Raw genomic sequence first — 20,444 nt, forward strand, 5'->3', positions numbered from 1 at the left:
GCGAAGAGCCGGGACCCATAACCACCGATGTCGGTATTGTGCCAAGGCTGGGGCTTATCCAATCACGAGGGTCTGTGGTTATGGGTCCCCGCGTTCGCGGGGACGACAGCGGGATAAATACCGCGACGGCCGGAAATTACAAAATAAACCGGCTCAGATCGGCATTCTTGGCGAGGTCGCCGACGTGCTTCTCGACATAGGCGGCGTCGATCTGGACGGTCTCGCCGCCGCGGTCGGGCGCGGTGAAGGAGATTTCGTCGAGCACCCGCTCCATCACGGTCTGCAGCCGCCGCGCGCCAATGTTCTCGACGGTGGCATTCACTGCGACCGCGACATCGGCGAGCGCGTCGATGGCGCCGTCGGTGATGTCGAGCGTTACGCCCTCGGTCTTCATCAGCGCCACATATTGCTTGATCAGCGAGGCCTCCGGCTCGGTCAGGATGCGGCGCATGTCGTCACGTGTCAGGGCCTGCAGTTCGACCCGGATCGGCAGGCGACCCTGCAATTCCGGCAGCAGGTCGGAGGGTTTTGCGATGTGGAACGCGCCGGAGGCGATGAACAGGATGTGGTCCGTCTTGACCACGCCGTGTTTGGTCGTGACGGCGGTGCCCTCGATCAGTGGTAAGAGGTCGCGCTGCACGCCCTCGCGCGAGACGTCGCCGCCAAGGCGGTTTTCGCGGATGCAGATCTTGTCGATCTCGTCGAGGAACACGATGCCGTTGTTTTCGACGGCATGAATGGCTTCCTGCGTCAACTGGTCGCTGTCGAGCAGCTTGTCGGACTCCTCGTTGACCAGGATCTCGTGCGAGCCCTCGACCGTGAGCCGGCGGGTCTTGGTCCGCCCGCCGAGCTTGCCGAAGATGTCGCCGATCGAGATCGCGCCCATCTGCGCGCCCGGCATGCCCGGGATCTCGAACATCGGAAAGCCGCCGGACGACTGCGTCTCGACCTCGATCTCCTTGTCGTTGAGCTCGCCGGCGCGGAGTTTCTTTCGAAACGACTCCCGCGTTGCGGCAGAGGAGTTCGGACCGACCAGCGCATCCAGCACGCGCTCCTCGGCGGCAAGCTGGGCGCGCGCCTGCACGTCCTTGCGCTTGCGCTCGCGCACCTGGATGATCGCGACCTCGACGAGGTCGCGGATGATCTGCTCGACGTCGCGGCCGACATAGCCGACCTCGGTGAACTTGGTTGCCTCGACCTTGATGAACGGCGCACTCGCGAGTTTCGCGAGCCGCCGCGCGATCTCGGTCTTCCCGACGCCGGTCGGTCCGATCATCAGGATGTTTTTCGGCAGCACTTCCTCGCGCAAGCCGCCATTGAGCTGCAGCCGGCGCCAGCGGTTGCGCAGCGCGATCGAGACCGCGCGCTTGGCGTCGGACTGGCCGACGATGAAACGATCGAGTTCGGAGACGATTTCGCGAGGGGAGAAGTCTGTCATGGGTTCTAGCTAAGGCTGGAATGCTGCACCGACAAGCCACATCACTGACGTATCATCAAGAGTGCAGGCCCGTCCGGCGTTTCCACCAGCCGATCTCGCAAAAATCCGGCATTTTCATAGGCGCGGATGGCGCGGATGTTCTCGGGATCGGGATCAGTCACAACGCGCGGCGTGCCTTTTAGCAGCAGGTCGTCGACAAATTGGCGGATGAATTTTGATCCATGTCCGCGGCCTACGAAGGTCGGCTCGCCGATGAATTGGTCGATGCCGCGCGCGTCACGCGGCTGGGCGCCAAAGCCCTGGTTCCAGGTCGAGAGCCGGTAGCACTGGATGTAGGCGAACAGGCGACCGTCGAGAGCGACCAGGAACTGGTCCATGTCGGGATGAGCGAGGTCGCCGCTGACGAGCCCATACTGCTCGCCCGGATCGCCCCACCAGCGCACGACCTCCGGGGTCTGCAACCAGCGCAGGATCAACGGCAGGTCAGCTTCCGCCATCGGTCGAAATGTGTAGGCCTCCATCGGCTAACCACCCGGCAGGGTCTCGATGGTGACGTTGCGGTTGGTGAAGACACAGATATCGGCGGCAATGTCGAGCGACCGGCGCACGATCGCCTCGGCGTCCTTGTCTGAATCGATCAGCGCCCGCGCCGCAGCCAGCGCATAATTGCCGCCGGAGCCGATCGCCATGACGCCGCCCTCCGGCTCCAGCACGTCACCTGTGCCGGTCAGCACCAGCGACACATCCTTGTCAGCGACGATCATCATCGCCTCCAGCCGGCGCAGATAGCGGTCGGTCCCAGTCCTTGGCGAGCTCGACCGCAGCGCGGGTCAGTTGCCCCGGGTATTGCTCGAGCTTGCTCTCCAGCCGCTCGAACAGGGTGAAGGCGTCAGCGGTGGCACCGGCAAAACCGCCGATCACGTCGCCCTTGCCGAGCCTGCGGACCTTTTTGGCGTTGGACTTGATCACGGTCTGGCCGATCGAGACCTGGCCGTCGCCGCCGATCACGACCTTGCCGCCTTTGCGGACGGTCACAATGGTGGTGCCGTGCCAGACCGGCTGCTCATTGGATGCATGCATGGGATACCCTCTTGTCGGGCCAGATTTAGGGGGTGAGGCCAAAGGTTACAATCGGCGCGGTTGGGGGGCAGAAATCCGCTCACCATAGGGCCAGGTTGGGGCCCGGATCGGGTCATCCCGCAGTAGCGAAGGCGTCATCAGCCTGTTAAAAGACCCCCGTTTTTTCGGCAGGAAGGCCTAGTTTTCATGCGCACCGCGACCATCAAGCGCAAGACCAAGGAGACCGACATCGAGGTGGCGGTGAACCTCGACGGCACCGGTGTGGCCAGTGTCTCGACCGGCATCGGCTTCTTCGACCATATGCTGGATCTGCTGGCCCGCCATTCCCGCATCGATATTGCGGTTAAGGCCAATGGCGACCTTCATGTCGACCATCACCACACCACCGAAGACGTCGGCATTGCGCTCGGACAGGCCGTGCGGCAGGCGCTTGGCAACATGGCCGGCATTACCCGCTATGCCTCGATCCACATGCCGATGGACGAGACGCTGACGCGGGTCGTGATCGACATTTCCGGCCGGCCGGTGCTGGTGTTCAAGGCGGCGTTCCCGCGCGACAAGATCGGGCAGTTCGATACCGAGCTGGTGCGCGAATGGTTCAATGCTTTCACCATGAATGCCGGCGTGACTTTGCACGTCGAGACCCTATATGGCGAGAACAGCCACCATATCGCCGAATCCTGCTTCAAGGGTCTGGCGCGGGCGCTGCGGGCCGCGGTCGCGATCGATCCGCACGCGGCCGGCGAAGTGCCATCCACCAAGGGTCAGCTCGGCGGCTGATCTCGTTCGGCGGAGTGTTTGACAATGCCGGTCTATACGGTTCACGCACCTTCAGCCTATGCCGCAGATTTTCGCGCCACCGACAAGTTCGTGTTCGTGCGCGACGGCTTCCATTTCTGGGCGATGGTGCTGGGTCCGCTCTGGCTCGTCTGGAAGCGGCTGTGGCTTGCGCTGCTCGGCTGGCTCATCTTGGTCATCGGGCTCGAATTCGCAGTGCTCAGGCTTGGCGGCGGCCGTCTGGGGGTCGTCGTCGTCGACATCATCCTGGCGATCCTAATGGGGCTCGAGGCTTCGACTTTGCAGCGCTGGAGCTATTCGCGGCGCAAATGGCGCCAGCTCGACGTAGTTGTCGCCGATGACGAAGAGGCCGCCGAGCGGCGTTTCTTCGATCGCTGGACCGCAAGTAACGGCAAGCGGTGGACCGGCTTTGATCCGCTCTCGGTCGATCGCGGCGGTCCGCCGCCGACCCGCGACATCCCCGGTCAACGTTTCTCCGAACCGCCGCCGCTGCCGCAGGGCGCCATTATCGGATTGTTTCCAGAGCCAGGAGGATCACGATGACGGTTGCCATCATCGACTACGGCTCGGGCAATCTGCATTCCGCGGCGAAAGCCTTTGAGCGTGCCGCGCGCAGCACCCAGGATCCCGAGAGGATCGTGGTCACGCGTGATCCCGACGCGGTCTATCGCGCCGATCGCATCGTGTTGCCCGGCGTCGGCGCCTTTGCCGATTGCCGTCGCGGCCTCGATGCCGTCGACGGCATGGTCGAAGCGCTCACCGAGGCCGTGCGGGTCAAGGCGCGGCCGTTCTTCGGAATCTGCGTCGGCATGCAGTTGATGGCGACCCGCGGCAAGGAGCATGTCACCACCGATGGCTTCAATTGGGTCGAGGGCGACGTCGAGAAAATCACGCCGCGCGACGAGAACCTGAAGATCCCGCACATGGGCTGGAACACGCTGGAAGTGCTGCGCGAGCATCCGGTGCTGGAGCGGCTCGATCTGGGGCCGAAAGGCCGCCACGCCTATTTCGTGCACTCCTATCACCTCAACGCCGCGAACGAGCCCGACGTGCTGGCGCGCGCCGATTACGGCGGGCCGGTCACGGCGGTCGTGGGCAAGGACACCGCGGTGGGCACGCAATTTCACCCCGAGAAGAGCCAGCGCTTTGGCCTCGCGCTGATCTCGAACTTCCTGAAGTGGAAGCCGTGATCCTGTTTCCTGCCATCGACCTGAAGAACGGCCAATGCGTGCGGCTCGAGCAGGGCGACATGGCGCGTGCGACCGTGTTCAACCTTGATCCGGCCGCGCAGGCCAAGCACTTTGCCGCGCAGGGCTTTGAATATCTGCATGTGGTCGATCTTGACGGCGCCTTTGCCGGCAAGCCCGTGAACGCGCTTGCTGTCGAGGGAATGCTCAAGGCCGTCACCGTGCCGGTGCAACTCGGCGGCGGTATCCGCGATCTCCGCACCGTTGAAGCCTGGCTCGACAAGGGCATTTCGCGCGTCATTATCGGCACGGCCGCGGTGCGTGACCCCGAGCTCGTCAAAAGCGCTGCAAAAAAATTCCCCGGCCGTGTCGCGGTCGGGCTCGACGCGCGCGACGGCAAGGTCGCGGTCGAAGGCTGGGCCGAAACCTCGCAAGTGACTGCGCTCGAGATCGCACAGCGTTTCGAGGATGCCGGTGTTGCCGCGATCATCTTCACCGATATCGCGCGCGATGGCCTCTTGAAGGGCCTCAATCTCGACGCGACGATCGCCCTCGCCGATCGCATCTCCATACCCGTTATTGCCTCCGGCGGGCTCGCCTCGATCGAGGACGTCAAGGCGATGCTGACGCTGCGAGCGAAGAAGCTCGAAGGCGCGATCGCGGGCCGTGCGCTCTATGACGGCCGACTCGATCCGTCGGCTGCGCTGGCGCTGATCCGCAACGCGCGCGCCGCGGCCTAGGAGAGACAAATGTTCAAGGTTCGCGTGATCCCCTGCCTCGACGTCAAGGATGGACGCGTGGTGAAGGGCGTCAACTTCGTCAACTTGCGCGACGCCGGCGATCCCGTGGAGGCGGCGATCGCCTACGACGCGGCTGGCGCCGACGAGCTCTGCTTCCTCGACATCACCGCGACCCATGAAAACCGCGGCATCATGCTCGACGTGGTCCGCCGCACGGCGGAAGCCTGCTTCATGCCGCTGACCGTCGGCGGCGGTGTCCGCACTATCGACGACATCCGGACGCTCCTGCGCTCCGGCGCCGACAAGGTGTCGATCAATTCGGCCGCGGTCGCGCGGCGCGAATTCGTGAAAGAGGCGGCCGAAAAATTCGGCGAGCAGTGCATCGTGGTTGCGATCGATGCCAAGCGCGTCGTACGCGCCGGCGGCTCGGACCGCTGGGAGATCTTTACCCATGGCGGTCGCAAGTCCGCCGGCATCGATGCCATCGAATACGCCCAGGAGGTGGTCTCGCTCGGCGCAGGCGAAATCCTTTTGACCTCGATGGACCGCGACGGCACCAGGCAGGGCTTTGACCTGCCGCTGACCCAGGCGATTGCCGACAGCGTTCCTGTGCCCGTCATCGCCTCCGGCGGCGTCGGCAATCTGGATCATCTGGTCGAAGGCATCCGGCAGGGACACGCGACCGCAGTGCTTGCCGCCTCGATCTTCCACTTCGGGGAATTTACCATTCGAGAAGCCAAGGATCACATGGTGCGCGCCGGCCTGCAGATGCGGCTCGATCCCTGACGACTCCTTGTCACAAAAGTGCTAAGTCCCCAACTACAGCATGATCCGAAAAAACGGGCACCGATTTTTCAAGAAAATCATGCTCAAAAAGGGGATGGTGCCCGCCGGGCGCCTGCTTGAGTTTTGTCGATGTCGCGTTTCACCATCCATGATCTGGCCGCCACGATCGATGCCCGCGCGGCGTCGGGAGGCGAGGCGTCCTATACGAAGAAGCTGCTCGACAAGGGCGCGGCGCATTGCGCCAGAAAGCTGGGCGAGGAGGCGGTCGAGACGGTGATCGCCGCGGTCGAGAACGACCGTGACCACCTGATCGCCGAGAGTGCCGACCTGCTTTACCACCTGCTCGTGCTGTTGAAGGCGAGCGGCGTCACGCTGGCCGATGTTGAAGCGAGACTGGCGCAGCGTACGTCAATGTCGGGGCTGGAAGAGAAGGCTTCGCGCAAGCCGGACTGACCGAGGATCATGCATGGATATCCGGGCACCAGATCAGCAATATAACCCTTATCGCATCTTCACCCGCGAGCAGTGGGCACGGCTGCGCGACGACACGCCGATGACGCTGGAGCCGGGCGAGTTCGATCGGCTGCGTTCGATGCACGACCACCTCGACTTGCAGGAAGTCGAAGACATTTATCTACCCTTGTCGCGCATGCTGTCGATCTATGTCGACGCCATGCAGCGGCTCTACTACGCGCAGCGTCAGTTCCTGGGGATACGCGACCGCAAGATGCCTTATATCGTCGGCGTCGCGGGCTCCGTCGCAGTCGGCAAATCCACCACCGCGCGCGTGCTGCAGGCGCTGCTTGCCCGCTGGTCGCCGCGGCCCAAGGTCGACCTGATCACGACCGACGGCTTCCTCTATCCGAATGCGGTGCTGGAGCGGCAAGGCCTGATGCAGAAAAAGGGCTTTCCGGAGAGCTACGATCTGCCGACGCTGCTCAACTTCCTCAGCGACATCAAGGCCGGCCGGCGCCGGGTGCGCGCGCCGGTCTATTCGCACTTGACCTACGATATCGTGCCGAACCAATGGGTCGAGATCGATCAGCCGGACATCCTGATCGTGGAAGGCGTCAACGTACTGCAGACCGGCCGGCTGCCACGCGACGGCACGGCGGTGCCGTTCGTGTCCGACTTCTTCGATTTCTCGGTCTATATCGACGCCGAGGAGCAGGTGTTGCGGCAATGGTACGTCAAGCGCTTCCTGGCGCTGCGCGACACCGCCTTCACCGATCCCAAATCCTACTTCCACCGCTACGCGCTGCTCTCCGATGACGAGGCGACCGCCACCGCGATCGCGATCTGGGAGCGCACCAACCTCGCCAATCTCGAGGACAACATCCTGCCGACCCGGCCTCGCGCGACGCTGATCCTGACCAAAGGCGCTGACCACGTGGTCGAGACGGTGGCGCTGCGAAGGCTGTAGCTTCGTCATTGCGAGCGAAGCGAAGCAATCCAAACTGCTTCCGCGGAAGGATTCTGGATTGCTTCGTCGCTACGCTCCTCGCAATGACGAGCGGAGAAAGCGGGCTACGCCGCCAGATGCCGCGACGCCGTCAGTCCCGCCAGCGCCTCCGCGAGCTTGTCGCGATCGAGCGGCTTGATCAGGAAGCCATCCATGCCGGCCTCGAAGCAGGCGTAGCGGTCTTCCACCAGCGTGTTGGCGGTGAGCGCGAGGATCGGCGTGCGCCGGCCCGCTTCGCCGGCCTCGCGGGCGCGGATGCGCTTGGCGGTCTCGATGCCGTCGAGACCGGGCATCTGCACGTCCATCAGGACGAGGTCATAGGGCGTGCCGGCGGATTTCGCCGCGAGCCAGGATTCCAGCGCCTCCGCGCCGTTGGTCGCGATCACAGCATGATGGCCGAGCCGGGAGAGCAGTGAGCGCATCAGGAGGGCATTGATCTCGTTGTCTTCCGCGACCAACACCGACAGCCCGGCCGTCCCCTTGTCCGCGGACGTCGCGGCCGTGCTCTCGGCTTCAACCGGCATGTCGCTGGCGAGATCGGGTGCTGCGACTTCGGGCGTGGCGACGAGACGCGCGGCGAGCGAGACGGCACGCAGCGGCTTCACAAGGTAGCCGGTGAAGGCCGAGGACAGCTTCAATTCCTGCCGCGTCGCCGGCGTGAGCATCACGATGCGGTGCGTGGCATGACGCCGCGCGGCTTCGCCGATCGCGGTGACCATCTCGGACCCGAATGCGCCGTCGACCAGCACCGCATGCCACGAACGCTCCGGCAGCAGCGCCAGCGCTACGTCACAGTCCGAAACCAGGCAGGTCTGGCAGTTCCAGCGCTGCAGCCGCCGCGCAATCAGCGAGGCTTCGATGCTTTGCTGCGCGACCAGCATGACCGGCTGTCCGGCGAGATCCGGCATCGCGACAGTCGGCCGCTCAGCGGCTTCGGCCGGGGGCAGCGGTATGGTCGCTTCGAAGGTCGAGCCGACACCGAGCTGGCTTTCCAGGGTAATGCGGCCGCCCATGCGTTTGACGATGCGCTCGGTGATGCTCAGGCCCAGCCCCGTGCCGCCATAGTTGCGGGCGATGCGCTCATCGGCCTGCTCGAACTCGCGGAAGATCTTCTCGCGCGCCTCGGGTGCGATGCCGATGCCGGTGTCGCGTATCAGGAAGCTGATGTCGTTCGGCCAGATGCCGGGCTCGACGATCAGCGCGACCCCGCCATGCGCGGTGAACTTGATGGCATTGCCGGCGAGGTTGAGCAGCACCTGCCGCAGCCGCGGCGCGTCGCCGATCACCTCCGAAGGCAGGCGCTCGTCGACATAGGCTGCGATTTCGAGCTTCTTCGCCTGCGCGCGCGGCGCCAGCAATTCGGTGACATCCTCGATCAGGGCGGTGAGCGCAAACGGTCGCTGCTCCAGATCGATCTTGCCGGCTTCGATCTTGGAATAATCGAGCAGTTCCTCGATCAGCGACAGCAGCGCGTCGCCGGAGGTTTTCACCGCTCTCGCATAGGTCGCCTGCTCCGGCGTCAACGCGGTGTCGAGCAGGAGCGAGCTCATGCCGATGATGCCGTTCAGCGGCGTGCGGATCTCGTGGGAAGCCATCGCCAGAAAGCGCGATTTGGCGCGGTTCGCGGCATCGGCCTGGTCGCGCGCTTCGGCCAGCGCGCGCTCGGTCTCGGTCCGGTCGGTGACGTCGCGGCCGACGCATTGCAGCTCGGCCGGCTGGCCGGCATCGGCGCGGACAAAGCCCTCGCGCCAGGCGATCCAGCGCGCACCCAACCGCGTCGCGATCTTCTGGTCGTGTATTCGCGTGCCGTTGGCTTCGAGCGCGCTGTCGCCCTGCTCCAGGATTTCGAACGAAAAGCGGCTGCCGATCAAGACCTCGCGCGGCCGCTCCGCCATCAAGCAGAAGGCGTCGTTGGCAAAGGTGATGCGGCCTTCCGCGTCGCGCATCACGATCAGGTCGCCCTGCGATTCGAACAGGCTGCGCGCGCGGCCCTCGGCTTCCTGCAGTTCCCAATTGCGATCGGCCAGCGCCTCGTTGTGGAGCGCGATCTTGCGCATCTTCCTGCGCAACAGGCGCAGCCGGACGCTGAGGGTCACACACCCAAGGCAGGCGATGGCGAACAGAAAGCTCGCGCCGATCGCAAACGCGTGGGGGTTGTAGCCGGAATGCTCGGACCGGCTGCCGAGAATGAAACCATAGGCGCCGCCGAAGGCGGCCGAGAAGATCGTGAAGGAACGGATCGTGCCGAACAGCAGCCGGTGGCGGCGGGCGAAGCGGCGCAAGCGCAGTTTGATCCGGAACGTCTGCCGCATCGCCGACACCTTGAGATTGCCATTCATGTAAGTGCGTCAGAGCGACGATGCGGTTGCGACCTTTGCAAAAAGTTTGAAGCTGTGACGCTTCGCCGGTTCCATGAGAACAGGGTTAGCGGAAGGTTAATGCGAGCGTCAGAGCGCCGCGTCAGCGAGGCGCGGGCGCTGGCCATGGGCGCCGACGATCAGCGCGGCCGCTTCGCGGTCCGAGAAGCGTTTCGAGCGCACGAAGATGCGGTAATCGGCCGGGCCGTTCTCATGCGAAAGATAGATGATCGGCGCGGCAGCGCCTCCGCGGTTCGAAATCGCAATGAATTGCGTCGCCGGCGTCGTCTCGCAGGCGCTGTCGTCGTCGGCGTCAGCGTCATCGACCACAGCGAAATCGGCGGCTGCTGCGTTGTCCGTCATCGCGACGCGGACGGTGGCAAGCCTCGGATCGTCGGTGAAGCTGACATGGAGGTCGGCGTGCCAGGGGGCCGAGGCGATCTCGACCGTCCCCGAATCGACCGCGATGCAGGGACGCGGAGACGGAAAAAATTCGACGCGGGCGAGGATCGCCGCAGCGATCAGGGGAACCGCCGAGACCAGAATCTTCAAACGCAACATGGAACGCCACTCGCTCAACCACACCCGCGAGGAAAGCGGGCTTTATGGTTGGCGGAGTGTAAAGAAAACTCGTTACCGCCTGGTTGACGTTTGTCCTTCACGCCGCCACGTGGCGAGCCTCTTCCGCGAGCGCGCGATAGGACAGCGCTTCGGCGAGATGCAGCCGGGCGATGTTGTCGGCGCCGTCGAGATCGGCGAGCGTGCGGGCGACGCGCAGCACGCGATGATAGCCGCGCGCGGAAAGGCGCATGGTCTCGGCGGCATCGCGCAGCAATTTCTGGCCCTGCGCGTCGGGCTTGGCGATGTCTTCCAGCAGCGCAGCCGGCGCTTCCGCGTTGGTGCGGACGTGAGGCAGGCCGGCCTCCGTGTAACGCTTGAGCTGGATGTCGCGCGCGGCCGCGACGCGGGCGGCGACTTCGGCGGAGCCTTCCGCAGGTGGCGGCAGGATCAGGTCGGCCGCGGTGACCGCGGGCACCTCGATGCGAAGATCGATCCGGTCCATCAGCGGACCGGAAATGCGCATCTGGTAGTCTGAGGTGCAGCGGTCGATCGGCGCGCGGCGGCAGGAATAGCCGGGCTCGAAGGCGTTGCCGCAGCGGCAGGGATTCATGGCGGCGACCAGCATGAAGCGCGCAGGGTAGGTGACGCGGTGGTTGGCGCGCGAGACCGCGACCTCGCCGTTCTCGAGCGGCTGGCGCAGCGAATCCAGCACGCGCGGATCGAACTCGGGCAATTCGTCGAGGAACAACACGCCATGATGGGCGAGCGAAATCTCGCCGGGCTTCGCGCGAATGCCTCCGCCGGTCAGCGCCGCCATGCTCGCCGAATGATGCGGACTACGGAATGGCCGCTGCGCGGTCAGCGCGCCGCCTTCGATCTCGCCGGCGACTGAAGCGATCATCGAAACTTCAAGAAGCTCCGACGGCGACAGCGGCGGCAGGATCGACGGCAGCCGCGCGGCGAGCATCGATTTGCCCGCACCAGGCGCGCCGATCATCAGCAGGTGATGTCCGCCGGCGGCGGCGATCTCGAGCGCGCGCTTGGCGCTCTCCTGGCCCTTGATGTCGCGAAGGTCGACCTGCGCGGCCGCCGCCTGCTGCACCTTCGCCTGTGGCCGCGACAAGACCTGCGTGCCCTTGAAGTGGTTGGCGATCTGGATCAGCGAATTGGCGGCGATGATCTGGATGTCGGGACTGGCCCAGGCCGCCTCGCCGCCGCAGGCAGCCGGACAGATCAGTCCCTCCTCGCGCGAATTGGCGCCGATCGCGGCCGGCAAGACGCCTGCGACCGGTGCGATCGAGCCATCCAGTCCAAGCTCGCCGAGCACGGTGAAGCCGCTCAGCGCATCCGTCGGGATCGCGCCGATGGCGGCCATCAACCCGAGCGCGATCGGCAGATCGTAGTGGCTGCCTTCCTTCGGGAGATCAGCCGGAGCGAGATTGACGGTGATTCGCCGCGCCGGCAGCGCGAGCCCCGAGGCGATCAGCGCCGAGCGCACCCGCTCGCGTGCCTCCGAGACCGCCTTGTCAGCCAGACCTACGACATGGAAAGCCGGCAAGCCCGGCGAGACCTGGACCTGCACATCCACCGAGCGGGCCTCGATCCCCTCGAATGCTACGGTCGAAACCCGCTGAACCATGCCGCCCCTCATTGCCGCCAGCGAGGGTAGCGGAACCAGGGAAAGGAAGCAAGAACATTAGGGGAACATCTTGTGTCCACTACGCTGCTTATGGGGTCTGGCTGCCCAATCGTCCACAGCGGCAGGTCGAGCCGGGGTGTGGCCGAAGGAACCCTCTCCATCAACAGGCGGATGCGCCGCTAGGGAGCCGATGGCGGCAGGTTGGGCGGTTTGTAGCCTGGCACCAACCTCATTCGCTCCTCAACCGACGGATCAATCGCGGCGCCGGGCTTCATGTGCCGGTGTCGTCCAGCGTGGATCATCCAGCGCGTTGCGAAATTCGCAGTCGGGTCCCTGAAGCGCTTCGGGATAAATTCGGCGATCCACCACCATCCCTTGAGGGACTCATTGGGTGGCCCTCCAGCATAGGGAGCCGCATAGCCGTCCGGCGTATTCTGTGCAGGGATCACGATCGCTTTCATGTCCTGATCGATGATCAACCCAGCGGCTTCGGCTTTTTCCGTCATCCATTTTAGTGCAATCACCGATAGCCCCGACTTGTCTTCCGGATATCCGCCGCCGACGTCGCAGTGAACGCCGGGAAACCAGATCTGCTCGACATCCGCTGGAATCGTGCCCCAGAGATTCTGCACGAAATAGGCCCGACGCTCATCGAGCGCGACGGCGTGGCGAACGATCTGCACGGAGGGATTGTTTTGCGTGTAAGGCAGGCTTTTCTGATCCCAGGCCCATCCGACCGAACTCACGGTGTCCCACAGGCCAAGGAAATAGATGGGGACGTCGCGCGAGAAGGTCTTCTTGAATCCGTCACTGACGGCTTTGTCGCTCTGCTTGGCGAACATGTCCCAGGCGAACGAGATGAGCTCATCATTGCCTTGCGTCAGCAGGCCAACTTTATGCACCATTGCTGCGACGGCGCGCGCCGTATAGGCGCCGCGACTGAATCCGAAGATAAAGATGCGGTCGCCCTCCCGATAGTAGCGCATCAGGAAGCGGTAGGCATCGCTGACGTGAGTTGAAAGAAACAACGCAGTTGCAAGATCGATCTGCTTGACCACCCAGCGCCTGACGCGGCCCCAAAAGGCCGCCGGCGTCATCGTGCCAATGCCCGGCTGATAATAGGAGAGCTGCCGTTCGGCATGTGTGCGCTCCAGCATGGCATAAAGCTTGACGACGTTGGTGTTGTCGGCCGCGTACTCATTGCTGGTACCGTCGAGGCAAAGAACGAGATTTCGCGCCATTGAATCGTTCTTTCCGAAATAATTTGGATTCAAATGCCGCAAAATACTACAGATGCAGCTAAAGATGTACAAGACATGGTGATACAACCGCGACCAAGGGCCGCGATCGCTAAAATAAGATCGAAATCTCGCGTCAATTGCGAGCGATCTAACTCAGCCTATCCCAACGAATCCGATGTAAACCCGAGCCAATACCGATGGATCGGTAGTGATGGGGTAGAAGATCGAAATGTTGGCCGCCAATCGTCGTAGAAGCGAGCGTCGCCTGTGCAGGAGCCTCGCCAAAATTCAGTTCGGGACCGGCTCGTTGCCGCGTGACTGCGTGATCACCGACATTTCGGATGGCGGCGTGAAAGTCGTCGCCGAGCATCTCGAGCCGCCGCCCGAATTCACCCTGATCTTCTCGACCGGAAACCCCCGCCAATGCCGCCTGGTCTGGCGGATCGGCTGTGAGTTCGGGGCCGAGTTCGTCGCCTGAAGGCGCAACACACGCCCACCTATCGCCGAATTCCTGCCTCGGAGCGGGCGCGGTTAACCCGAACTTAGGGTTAAGCTGCAACGATTTTTTGGCCAGTCGCGAGTTCCTGCAGGCCAAAGAGTACATGTACCGGTATCCGCCTAAACAAGGTCGCCTCGCGCGATTGGTTGTAGCCCTCCTTTCGTCCGCCACGCTGGCGGTCAGCCTCTGCGGCTGCCAGACCACCGCGTTGTCTGACGTCACCGGTTCCCTCGGCGACCAGCCCAAAGCAAGCCAGCCGGCGGATCCCCGGCGTGACGTCGAGGTTTATCGCGAGCGCTATCGCGCCAATCCCAAGGATCCTGCCATCGCCCTCGAATACGGCAAGGCGCTGCGGGCCACCGGCGAAAAGGATCAAGCGGTCGCCGTCCTCGAGCAAGCCGCGATCGCCAATCCCGGCAACAAGGCTCTGCTCGCCGGTTACGGGCGCGCGCTGGCGGATAACGGCAATTTCCAGCAGGCGTTCGACGTGCTGCGCAAGGCGCATTCGCCGGACGATCCGGATTGGCGCATCCTGTCGGCGCAGGGGGCGGTGCTCGATCAGATGGGCCGCTTCGAGGAAGCCCGGCAATATTACGCGAGCGCACTCAAGATCAGGCCGGACGAGCCGTCGGTGCTGTCCAATCTCGGTCTCTCCTACCTGCTCTCCAAGGATCTCGCAAAGGCAGAGGAGACCCTGCGCAAGGCCCACAGCGGTGATGACAAGGATCCACGCGTGCGGATGAATCTGGCGGTCGTGCTGTCGCTTGAAGGCAAGCAGGCCGAGGCCGAAGGCATCGTGAAAGCCGGTCTGCCGCCCGATGAAGCAACCGCCGAGGTCGCGGAGCTCAAGCGGCTGTTGACGAGGAAGGAAGCGTCATCCGACCGGAGCGATGGCCACGCGTCGGCCAGGGTCCATTCCAACTAGGATGTGACGGTAGCGGCGCGCGCCGGTCACGCAGCCGTCAGCCGCCTTTGGCGGTCGCCTTTCGCGTGAACTTGCTTGCGACCTGCCGCAACGGGGCCAGCAGCGAACCCCTCGGCCTTTTCATCTCAGCGTGGCCGGTCAGCTTGCGTGCCATGTCCAGGAACATCTGGCTCGTGCGGTGGTTCGCCGAAAGCTCGGCGATCATCTGCCCGTTGTTGGCGGCGGTGCCGAACAGGCGCGAGTCGAAGGGAATGACCGCGACAGGCAGGCTCTCGAGTGTCTTGGCAAAGCTGCGCCGGTCGATCTCCGGCCGCTTCGGCATGCCGACCTGGTTGAGGCAGAACAGCGGGGCCTGATCGTTGGGCCGCGACGCCTTCAGTACGCTCAGCATGTTCTTGGCATTGCGCAGGTTCGCGAGGTCGGGCTCGGCGACGATCAGGATATCATCGGCGCCTTCGAGTGCGCGTCTCGTCCATGCTGACCATTGATGCGGAATGTCCAATATGATGCAGGGCGTCGTCAGCCTCAGCGTATCGAAAATGGCATCGAATGCGTTGGCGCCGAAATCATAGACCTGCTCCAGCGTCGCCGGCGCAGCCAGGAGGCTGAGGTGATCGGTGCACTTCGAAAGCAGGCGGTCGAGGAACGCGCTGTCGGGCCGCTCCGGCTGAAACACCGCGTTGGCAATGCTCTGCACCGGGTCCTGATTGTAATCGAGGCCGGCGGTGCCGAAAGCAAGGTCGAGATCGATCACCACCGAATCCAGCTTGAGATTGCGTGCGACCGCCCAGGCCACGTTGTGCGCGACGGTGGAGGCGCCGGCGCCGCCTTTTGCCCCAACCACGGCGATGACCCGGCCAACGGTGACGGCCTCGGACGCCGAGAACAGGCTGCAGATCGAACGCACGACATCGAGAGGATCGACCGGTGCGACGACATAATCGTTGACGCCGCGGCGTACCAGCTCGCGATAGGGCACCTGATCCTTTTCGCTGCCGATGACGATGACGCGAGTTCCGGGATCGCATACGGTGGCGAGCTCATCGAGGGAAGCCAGCAGGTCACTTTCGCCGCCGCTCTCCAGCACGATCACGTTCGGCGTGGGCGCGTTGTGATAGGCTTCGAGGGCGGCAGCCATGCCGCCCGTCTTGACCGTCATATGGGCTTTGCCGAGCCGCCGGTCTTCTCCCGCCGATCGCACGGCTGACGCGGTTTGCTCGCTTTCGCAGAACGCCTGCACCGAGATGCGTGGCGCCGCCGCGATATAGTCGTTCGCCAAAGGCGGCGGAGGCGGCGGTAGAGTGTCTGACGCTTCTTCGATTTTTTTGTTGGAGTCGCGCATCACTTGCCTGTGTCGCTGAGCTTGGCCTTGTCGGTTTCGGGGTAGACGGTCGTGGTCGACTCACCCTTGCGATATTTCTCGAAGCCCTCGGTGCGCCGAGCCGTGTAGGCCGGCGTCTCCGAGCGCGGCTGCACCAGGTCGGACGGGTTGTCGACCATCGCCGCCAGGTTGCGCTGGGTCGCGCAGCCGAAATTGTAGTAGGGCTTGTTTTCGCTGTAGCTGGGGTTCGAAAGCGACGGACCGAGATCCTCCGGCCACAGGCCGCAGGGCCCGGCTGTTGCCGCGATCCTGGTGTAGTTCAGCTTGATCGGCGCCAGCGCCTGCACGTCGATGGGGTGATAATGCTGCAGCACGACGCCGTTTGACGGCACGCCGCCCGCCATCAGGACCGCGCGAACTTCGCCGAAGGTCGCCGCTGCGGCCCGGGCGTTCGGCGTATCGACCGGCACGTCGACGATGACGGCCCCGGTGCCCTCGCGCACCCAGGTGCGCGCCAGTCCCATCACATCACTGCGTTGCGAGGCGCTCAGTCCAGCGCGGCCATGACCGACAAAGACGACGAGCGACTGGTTGGCTTCCGTGATCGCGATCGGGTGCCGCAGCCGATAGTCGTCGGGTACACCGCCGGTGATGATGGCATCGGGGGCTTGGCTGCAGGCGCCGAGCGCAACTGCAAGGCCAATCAGCGCGCCCGGGAGGCGCAGCCTGGGAGGGCGCCCGTTCGATAATCCGTTGGTCATCGCTCTCGTTCCTCGTCGCGCCGTCTCAGTCAATGAAGAAACCAAAATTGGTCTGGCTGCCGGTCACCGGATCCATATGCGCGGCGATGCCGTAGATCCGGTTCATGCGGGCGAGCAGGCTCGACTGCGAGTCGGACGCCGGTGCGAAGCCGTCGTCGGGCCGCGACAGGTCCTTCTCGGGGACCGCGCGGACCACATAGGGCGTCACCAACACCATCAGCTCGGTTTCGTTGTTGACGAAATCCTGGCTGCGAAACAGCTGGCCCAGGATCGGAATCGAATCGATGCCGGGCATGCCGTTGATGGCCTGCTTGGTCTGCTGCTGGATCAGGCCGGCCATGGCCATCGAGCCGCCGGAGGGAATCTCCAGCGTGGTCTCGGCGCGACGGGTCCGGATCGACGGGATGGTGATGGAATTCGTCCCGCTACCGCTCAGCGCCTGCGACAGGGTAATCGAATTTTCGTTGGACAATTCCGAAACTTCGGTCATCACCCGCAGGCTGATGCGTCCTTCGCTCAGCACGACCGGCGTGAAGTTCAGCGAGATGCCGAACTTCTTGTAGGTGATCTGGGTGGTGCAGACATGCGTGACCGGATCGCAGGAATAGCCGGCCGGGATCGGAAACTCGCCGCCGGCGATGAAGGTCGCCGACTCGCCGGAGATGGCGGTCAGGTTGGGTTCGGCGAGAGTGCGGATCACCCCGGCGCTCTCCATAGCGCGCAGGGTCGCGCTCACCGTGGGCAATCCCTTGAGCAGGCCGGCCGCCTGCAGGCCGTTGGTGGAGACGAGCGGGGCGCCGAGCGCGGTGAACGGATTGGAGTTGTTGAAGTTCACGACCGCGGTGCCGTAGTTCATGCTGGCGCTGAGATCGATGCCCATCTGCTTGATGATGTCGCGGCGCACTTCCGCGACGTGCACCTTCAGCATGACCTGGTCGCGGCCCTTGACGACGATGCTGTTCACCACCTTGTCGGCGCCGCCTACCAGGCGCGCGGCGATGTCGCCCGCCTGCTGCGCTTCGATCGGGCTCGACACCGAGCCGGTCAGCATCACACCTTCCCCGACGCCCTCGATCTGGACGCCGGGCAGCGTTTGATGCAGCGCGGCGCGAATGCCGTTGAGGTCGCGCTTGACCGCGATGTCGTAGCTTGCGACCTGCTGCCCATCGGCGTCGAAGAACACGACGTTGGTCTGGCCCACGGCCGCTCCGATGATGTAGGCGCGCTGTGACGAACGGATCACGGCGTTCGCGATCTTGGGGTCTGCGACCAGCACGTCCTTCACGTCGCGCGGCAGGTCGACCACGACCGATTTGCCGACGCCGAGCGGAAGGAAGCGGGTGCGGACGGGGATGCTCGAGGTAACCTTCGGCGCGGGCGGTGTAGCCGTGGCGACAAAGGGCGCCTCCGTTGCCGGAGATTGCGAACCTGTCGGCGCGGGCGCTGCGCTCGTGGTGGCGGGCGGCGCGGGATGCGGCTCGTCAGCGGCCCATGACGAGCCAAGGTGCAGGGCGAGCACCACCACCGCCGAAAGGGTCAGCGCGCGGGTGATGGATTTGTTCGGCTCGTTCGCCCTGATTTTCATAGCGGTACCTTCGGTCACTTCTGTGCCGTTGCGCGGCTGGCAACGCCGTAGCGCACGACGTTGACGTTGATGTTCGTGGGAGCCTGACCTTCGACAGGGGAGTCGACTGCCTTGGCGTCGGCGATGCTGCGCAGTGCCAGCGAGATGGTGCCGGCCTGGCGCGCCACCGCCAGGATCGCGACCTGCTCGGGCTTCAGTTCGAGGGTTGCGGTCTTGCCGATCACCGCGTTCTGGCCGTCCTTTTCCTTCGGCGCCTGATCGATCGCGAGCACGCGGATGCCCGACAGGATGACCTGCGCGAGGACGACATCGGGCTGATTGGGGTGCTCCGCATTCTTCTCGCGCCGGGTCAGCACGACGTCGACGCGATCGTTCGGCAGGATGAATCCGCCGGCGCCGCTCTCAGGCGAGATTTCGGTGGAGACGGCGCGCATGCCGCTCGGCAGGATCGCGGCCATGAAGCCCGAGCCCTCGGCCTTCACCAGCTTCTGCTCGCGGATCGGCTCACCGGCCAGGATCGGCGTGCGCGCGATCGAGCCGGCGATCTGGTTGACAGCGTCAGGACGCGAAGCGCGCGTGATGAAGGTGCTGCTTGCCAGGCCCTTCGGCCAGGTCTGCCACTCCAGATCCTCGGGCCGGGTCGTCTGGCCAAGACCGATGTCGGATTTGGCGACGAGGACGTCGACGGTTTGCACCTGCGCGACCGGCTGGACCGGCGCGGTGGGCCTGCTGTTGATCCCGCTCGCGAGGTAGGCAGCCAAGCCGCCTGCGCCTAGCGCAATGATCAGGACGACAATCCGGGCGGTATACATACGCTTTACTATCTGCTCTGGCCCGAAGGCACGTTGGGTTCCCTTCCCAATGAGCAGGACTAAGCAGCAAAGGTATAAGCGGACTTGAGGTCCGCCCCCGAGGGGACGGCGGAATTAAGGCATCGATCCTCATAGTGAACGGGACGTTATCGCCGCTCGCGCGAATCTCCGTATCTTGCCCGATTGACAGCGGCAGCCGCCGACGCTCCTCGGGCCCTCGTGACGTGCAGTGGCCGCAACAGGCGGAAGCACGGTTGTAGGGAAGATCGGCGGCCTACCTCCGCCTGGCCTCGATCGCGTCCCAGATCCTGGCGGCGATGTCCGGCCCGCCGAGACGGGCGACGGCGCGGATGCCGGTCGGCGAGGTCACGTTGATCTCGGTGAGATAGTCGTCGATCACGTCGATGCCGACAAACAGCAGCCCGCGCTTCTTCAGTTCGGGGCCGAGGGTTGTGCAGATCTCCTGCTCGCGCGGCGTCAGCTCGGTCGCCTTTGCGGCACCGCCCCGCACCATGTTGGAGCGGAGGTCATCCGCTGCCGGCACGCGATTCACGGCCCCGGCGAACTCGCCGTCGACCAGGATGATGCGCTTGTCGCCGCGTTTGACCTCGGGGAGGAAGCGCTGGATCACCCAGGGCTCCTTGAAGGTCACCGAGAACATGTCGAACAGCGAGCCGAAATTCATGTCCTGCGGCATGATGCGGAACACCGCGGCGCCGCCAAAGCCGTGCAACGGCTTCATGACCACCGCGCCATGGGCGTCGCGGAAGGCATTGATCTCGGCGAGATCGCGCGAGATCAGCGTTGGTGGCATGAGCTTTGGGAAGTCCATCACGAACAGCTTTTCCGGCGCATTGCGCACGCTGGTCGGGTCGTTCACGACCAAGGTCTTTGGATGAATGCGCTCGAGGAAATGCGTCGAGGTGATGTAGGCGAGGTCGAACGGCGGATCCTGGCGCAACAGCACTACGTCGAAAGAAGCCAGCGGCTCGCGTCGGGGCTCGCCGAGGGTGAAGTGATTGCCGGGCTCATCGCGCACGGTCAGGAGTTGGATCGGCGCGAACAGCTCGCTTCCGAACAGCGAAAGTTTGTCCGGGGTGTAATAGGACAGCCCGTGGCCGCGCTTCTGCGCCTCCAGGAGCAGCGCAAAGGTGGAATCGCCGCTGACATTGATGCGCGCGATGGGGTCCATCTGGACGGCAACGTTCAGTTTCATGGAAAGGCTCGAATCTCTGGCGTGAAAGGTTTGGGA

Annotated in this window: 20 protein-coding genes and 1 pseudogene; 9 read left to right on the forward strand and 12 right to left on the reverse strand. The window is 64.3% G+C overall.

What is annotated here, in order from left to right:
- Window positions 1–136: 136 nt before the first annotated feature.
- The 3 genes and pseudogenes from hslU to hslV form a co-directional block, all read right to left on the reverse strand.
- Window positions 137–1,438: an ATP-dependent protease ATPase subunit HslU gene (gene hslU, locus VKR55_RS20410; protein ID WP_324406125.1), complete on the reverse strand. Its 1,302-nt coding sequence runs from the start codon at window positions 1,436–1,438 to the stop codon at window positions 137–139.
- Between the two features lie 41 nt (window positions 1,439–1,479).
- A complete protein-coding gene (locus VKR55_RS20415; RefSeq protein WP_324406127.1) occupies window positions 1,480–1,959 on the reverse strand; it encodes a GNAT family N-acetyltransferase in 480 nt (159 codons plus the stop codon).
- Window positions 1,960–1,962: 3 nt separating this feature from the next.
- Window positions 1,963–2,518 (reverse strand): annotated as a pseudogene (hslV, locus tag VKR55_RS20420) (ATP-dependent protease subunit HslV).
- A gap of 186 nt (window positions 2,519–2,704) precedes the next feature.
- Between hslV and hisB the strand changes: the two are divergent.
- The 7 genes from hisB to coaA all read left to right on the forward strand — a co-directional run bounded on the left by hisB (window position 2,705) and on the right by coaA (window position 7,452).
- Complete coding sequence (gene hisB / locus VKR55_RS20425) at window positions 2,705–3,298, forward strand: imidazoleglycerol-phosphate dehydratase HisB (RefSeq protein ID WP_324406128.1); 594 nt, start codon at window positions 2,705–2,707, stop codon at window positions 3,296–3,298.
- Window positions 3,299–3,322: 24 nt separating this feature from the next.
- Window positions 3,323–3,859 carry a DUF2628 domain-containing protein gene (locus VKR55_RS20430; RefSeq protein WP_324406130.1) on the forward strand — a complete coding sequence of 179 codons (537 nt, stop codon included), beginning with the start codon at window positions 3,323–3,325 and terminating at the stop codon, window positions 3,857–3,859.
- Entirely contained in the window at window positions 3,856–4,506 is a 651-nt protein-coding gene (gene hisH / locus VKR55_RS20435) for an imidazole glycerol phosphate synthase subunit HisH (RefSeq protein WP_324406132.1), read from the forward strand. The genes VKR55_RS20430 and hisH overlap by 4 nt, the downstream gene beginning before the upstream one ends.
- A complete protein-coding gene (gene hisA, locus VKR55_RS20440; protein ID WP_324406133.1) occupies window positions 4,503–5,243 on the forward strand; it encodes a 1-(5-phosphoribosyl)-5-[(5-phosphoribosylamino)methylideneamino]imidazole-4-carboxamide isomerase in 741 nt (246 codons plus the stop codon). Before hisH ends, hisA begins: the two co-directional genes overlap by 4 nt.
- A gap of 9 nt (window positions 5,244–5,252) precedes the next feature.
- A complete protein-coding gene (hisF, locus tag VKR55_RS20445; protein ID WP_324406134.1) occupies window positions 5,253–6,029 on the forward strand; it encodes an imidazole glycerol phosphate synthase subunit HisF in 777 nt (258 codons plus the stop codon).
- A gap of 129 nt (window positions 6,030–6,158) precedes the next feature.
- On the forward strand, window positions 6,159–6,482 hold the full coding sequence (locus VKR55_RS20450; RefSeq protein ID WP_324406135.1) for a phosphoribosyl-ATP diphosphatase: 324 nt from the start codon (window positions 6,159–6,161) through the stop codon (window positions 6,480–6,482).
- A 13-nt stretch (window positions 6,483–6,495) separates the two neighbouring features.
- Window positions 6,496–7,452: a type I pantothenate kinase gene (gene coaA, locus VKR55_RS20455; RefSeq protein ID WP_324406136.1), complete on the forward strand. Its 957-nt coding sequence runs from the start codon at window positions 6,496–6,498 to the stop codon at window positions 7,450–7,452.
- 104 nt (window positions 7,453–7,556) lie between these two features.
- Here coaA and VKR55_RS20460 read toward each other — a convergent pair whose 3' ends face one another.
- The 4 genes from VKR55_RS20460 to VKR55_RS20475 all read right to left on the reverse strand — a co-directional run bounded on the left by VKR55_RS20460 (window position 7,557) and on the right by VKR55_RS20475 (window position 13,289).
- Complete coding sequence (locus VKR55_RS20460) at window positions 7,557–9,803, reverse strand: PAS domain-containing hybrid sensor histidine kinase/response regulator (RefSeq protein WP_324406265.1); 2,247 nt, start codon at window positions 9,801–9,803, stop codon at window positions 7,557–7,559.
- A gap of 135 nt (window positions 9,804–9,938) precedes the next feature.
- Window positions 9,939–10,409, reverse strand: a complete 471-nt coding sequence (locus VKR55_RS20465; protein WP_324406138.1) for a hypothetical protein — start codon at window positions 10,407–10,409, stop codon at window positions 9,939–9,941.
- Window positions 10,410–10,506: 97 nt separating this feature from the next.
- Window positions 10,507–12,048, reverse strand: coding sequence for a YifB family Mg chelatase-like AAA ATPase (locus tag VKR55_RS20470; protein WP_324406140.1), 1,542 nt, complete (start codon window positions 12,046–12,048; stop codon window positions 10,507–10,509).
- Between the two features lie 179 nt (window positions 12,049–12,227).
- Window positions 12,228–13,289 (reverse strand): T6SS phospholipase effector Tle1-like catalytic domain-containing protein, encoded by a 1,062-nt coding sequence (locus tag VKR55_RS20475; RefSeq protein WP_324406142.1) that lies wholly within the window; start codon window positions 13,287–13,289, stop codon window positions 12,228–12,230.
- Window positions 13,290–13,518: 229 nt separating this feature from the next.
- Here VKR55_RS20475 and VKR55_RS20480 point away from each other — a divergent pair, with 229 nt between their 5' ends.
- Complete coding sequence (locus VKR55_RS20480; protein ID WP_324406144.1) at window positions 13,519–13,767, forward strand: PilZ domain-containing protein; 249 nt, start codon at window positions 13,519–13,521, stop codon at window positions 13,765–13,767.
- Window positions 13,768–13,891: 124 nt separating this feature from the next.
- Complete coding sequence (locus VKR55_RS20485; RefSeq protein WP_324406266.1) at window positions 13,892–14,713, forward strand: tetratricopeptide repeat protein; 822 nt, start codon at window positions 13,892–13,894, stop codon at window positions 14,711–14,713.
- Between the two features lie 37 nt (window positions 14,714–14,750).
- On the opposite strand, the gene VKR55_RS20490 is transcribed toward VKR55_RS20485, so the two are convergent.
- The 5 genes from VKR55_RS20490 to gshB all read right to left on the reverse strand — a co-directional run bounded on the left by VKR55_RS20490 (window position 14,751) and on the right by gshB (window position 20,408).
- Window positions 14,751–16,055: an AAA family ATPase gene (locus VKR55_RS20490; protein WP_324406145.1), complete on the reverse strand. Its 1,305-nt coding sequence runs from the start codon at window positions 16,053–16,055 to the stop codon at window positions 14,751–14,753.
- Window positions 16,055–16,795: a CpaD family pilus assembly protein gene (locus VKR55_RS20495; RefSeq protein WP_324406147.1), complete on the reverse strand. Its 741-nt coding sequence runs from the start codon at window positions 16,793–16,795 to the stop codon at window positions 16,055–16,057. The genes VKR55_RS20490 and VKR55_RS20495 overlap by 1 nt, the downstream gene beginning before the upstream one ends.
- Window positions 16,796–16,820: 25 nt before the next feature.
- Window positions 16,821–18,380: a type II and III secretion system protein family protein gene (locus tag VKR55_RS20500; protein WP_324406148.1), complete on the reverse strand. Its 1,560-nt coding sequence runs from the start codon at window positions 18,378–18,380 to the stop codon at window positions 16,821–16,823.
- A 14-nt stretch (window positions 18,381–18,394) separates the two neighbouring features.
- The gene (cpaB, locus tag VKR55_RS20505) at window positions 18,395–19,192 is read right to left on the reverse strand and encodes a Flp pilus assembly protein CpaB (RefSeq protein ID WP_324406150.1); all 798 of its coding nucleotides are present in this window, start codon (window positions 19,190–19,192) and stop codon (window positions 18,395–18,397) included.
- Between the two features lie 274 nt (window positions 19,193–19,466).
- Window positions 19,467–20,408 (reverse strand): glutathione synthase, encoded by a 942-nt coding sequence (gene gshB, locus VKR55_RS20510; RefSeq protein ID WP_324406152.1) that lies wholly within the window; start codon window positions 20,406–20,408, stop codon window positions 19,467–19,469.
- Between the last annotated feature and the right edge of the window lie 36 nt (window positions 20,409–20,444).

Source organism: Bradyrhizobium sp., assembly GCF_035309285.1.
Lineage (GTDB): Bacteria > Pseudomonadota > Alphaproteobacteria > Rhizobiales > Xanthobacteraceae > Bradyrhizobium.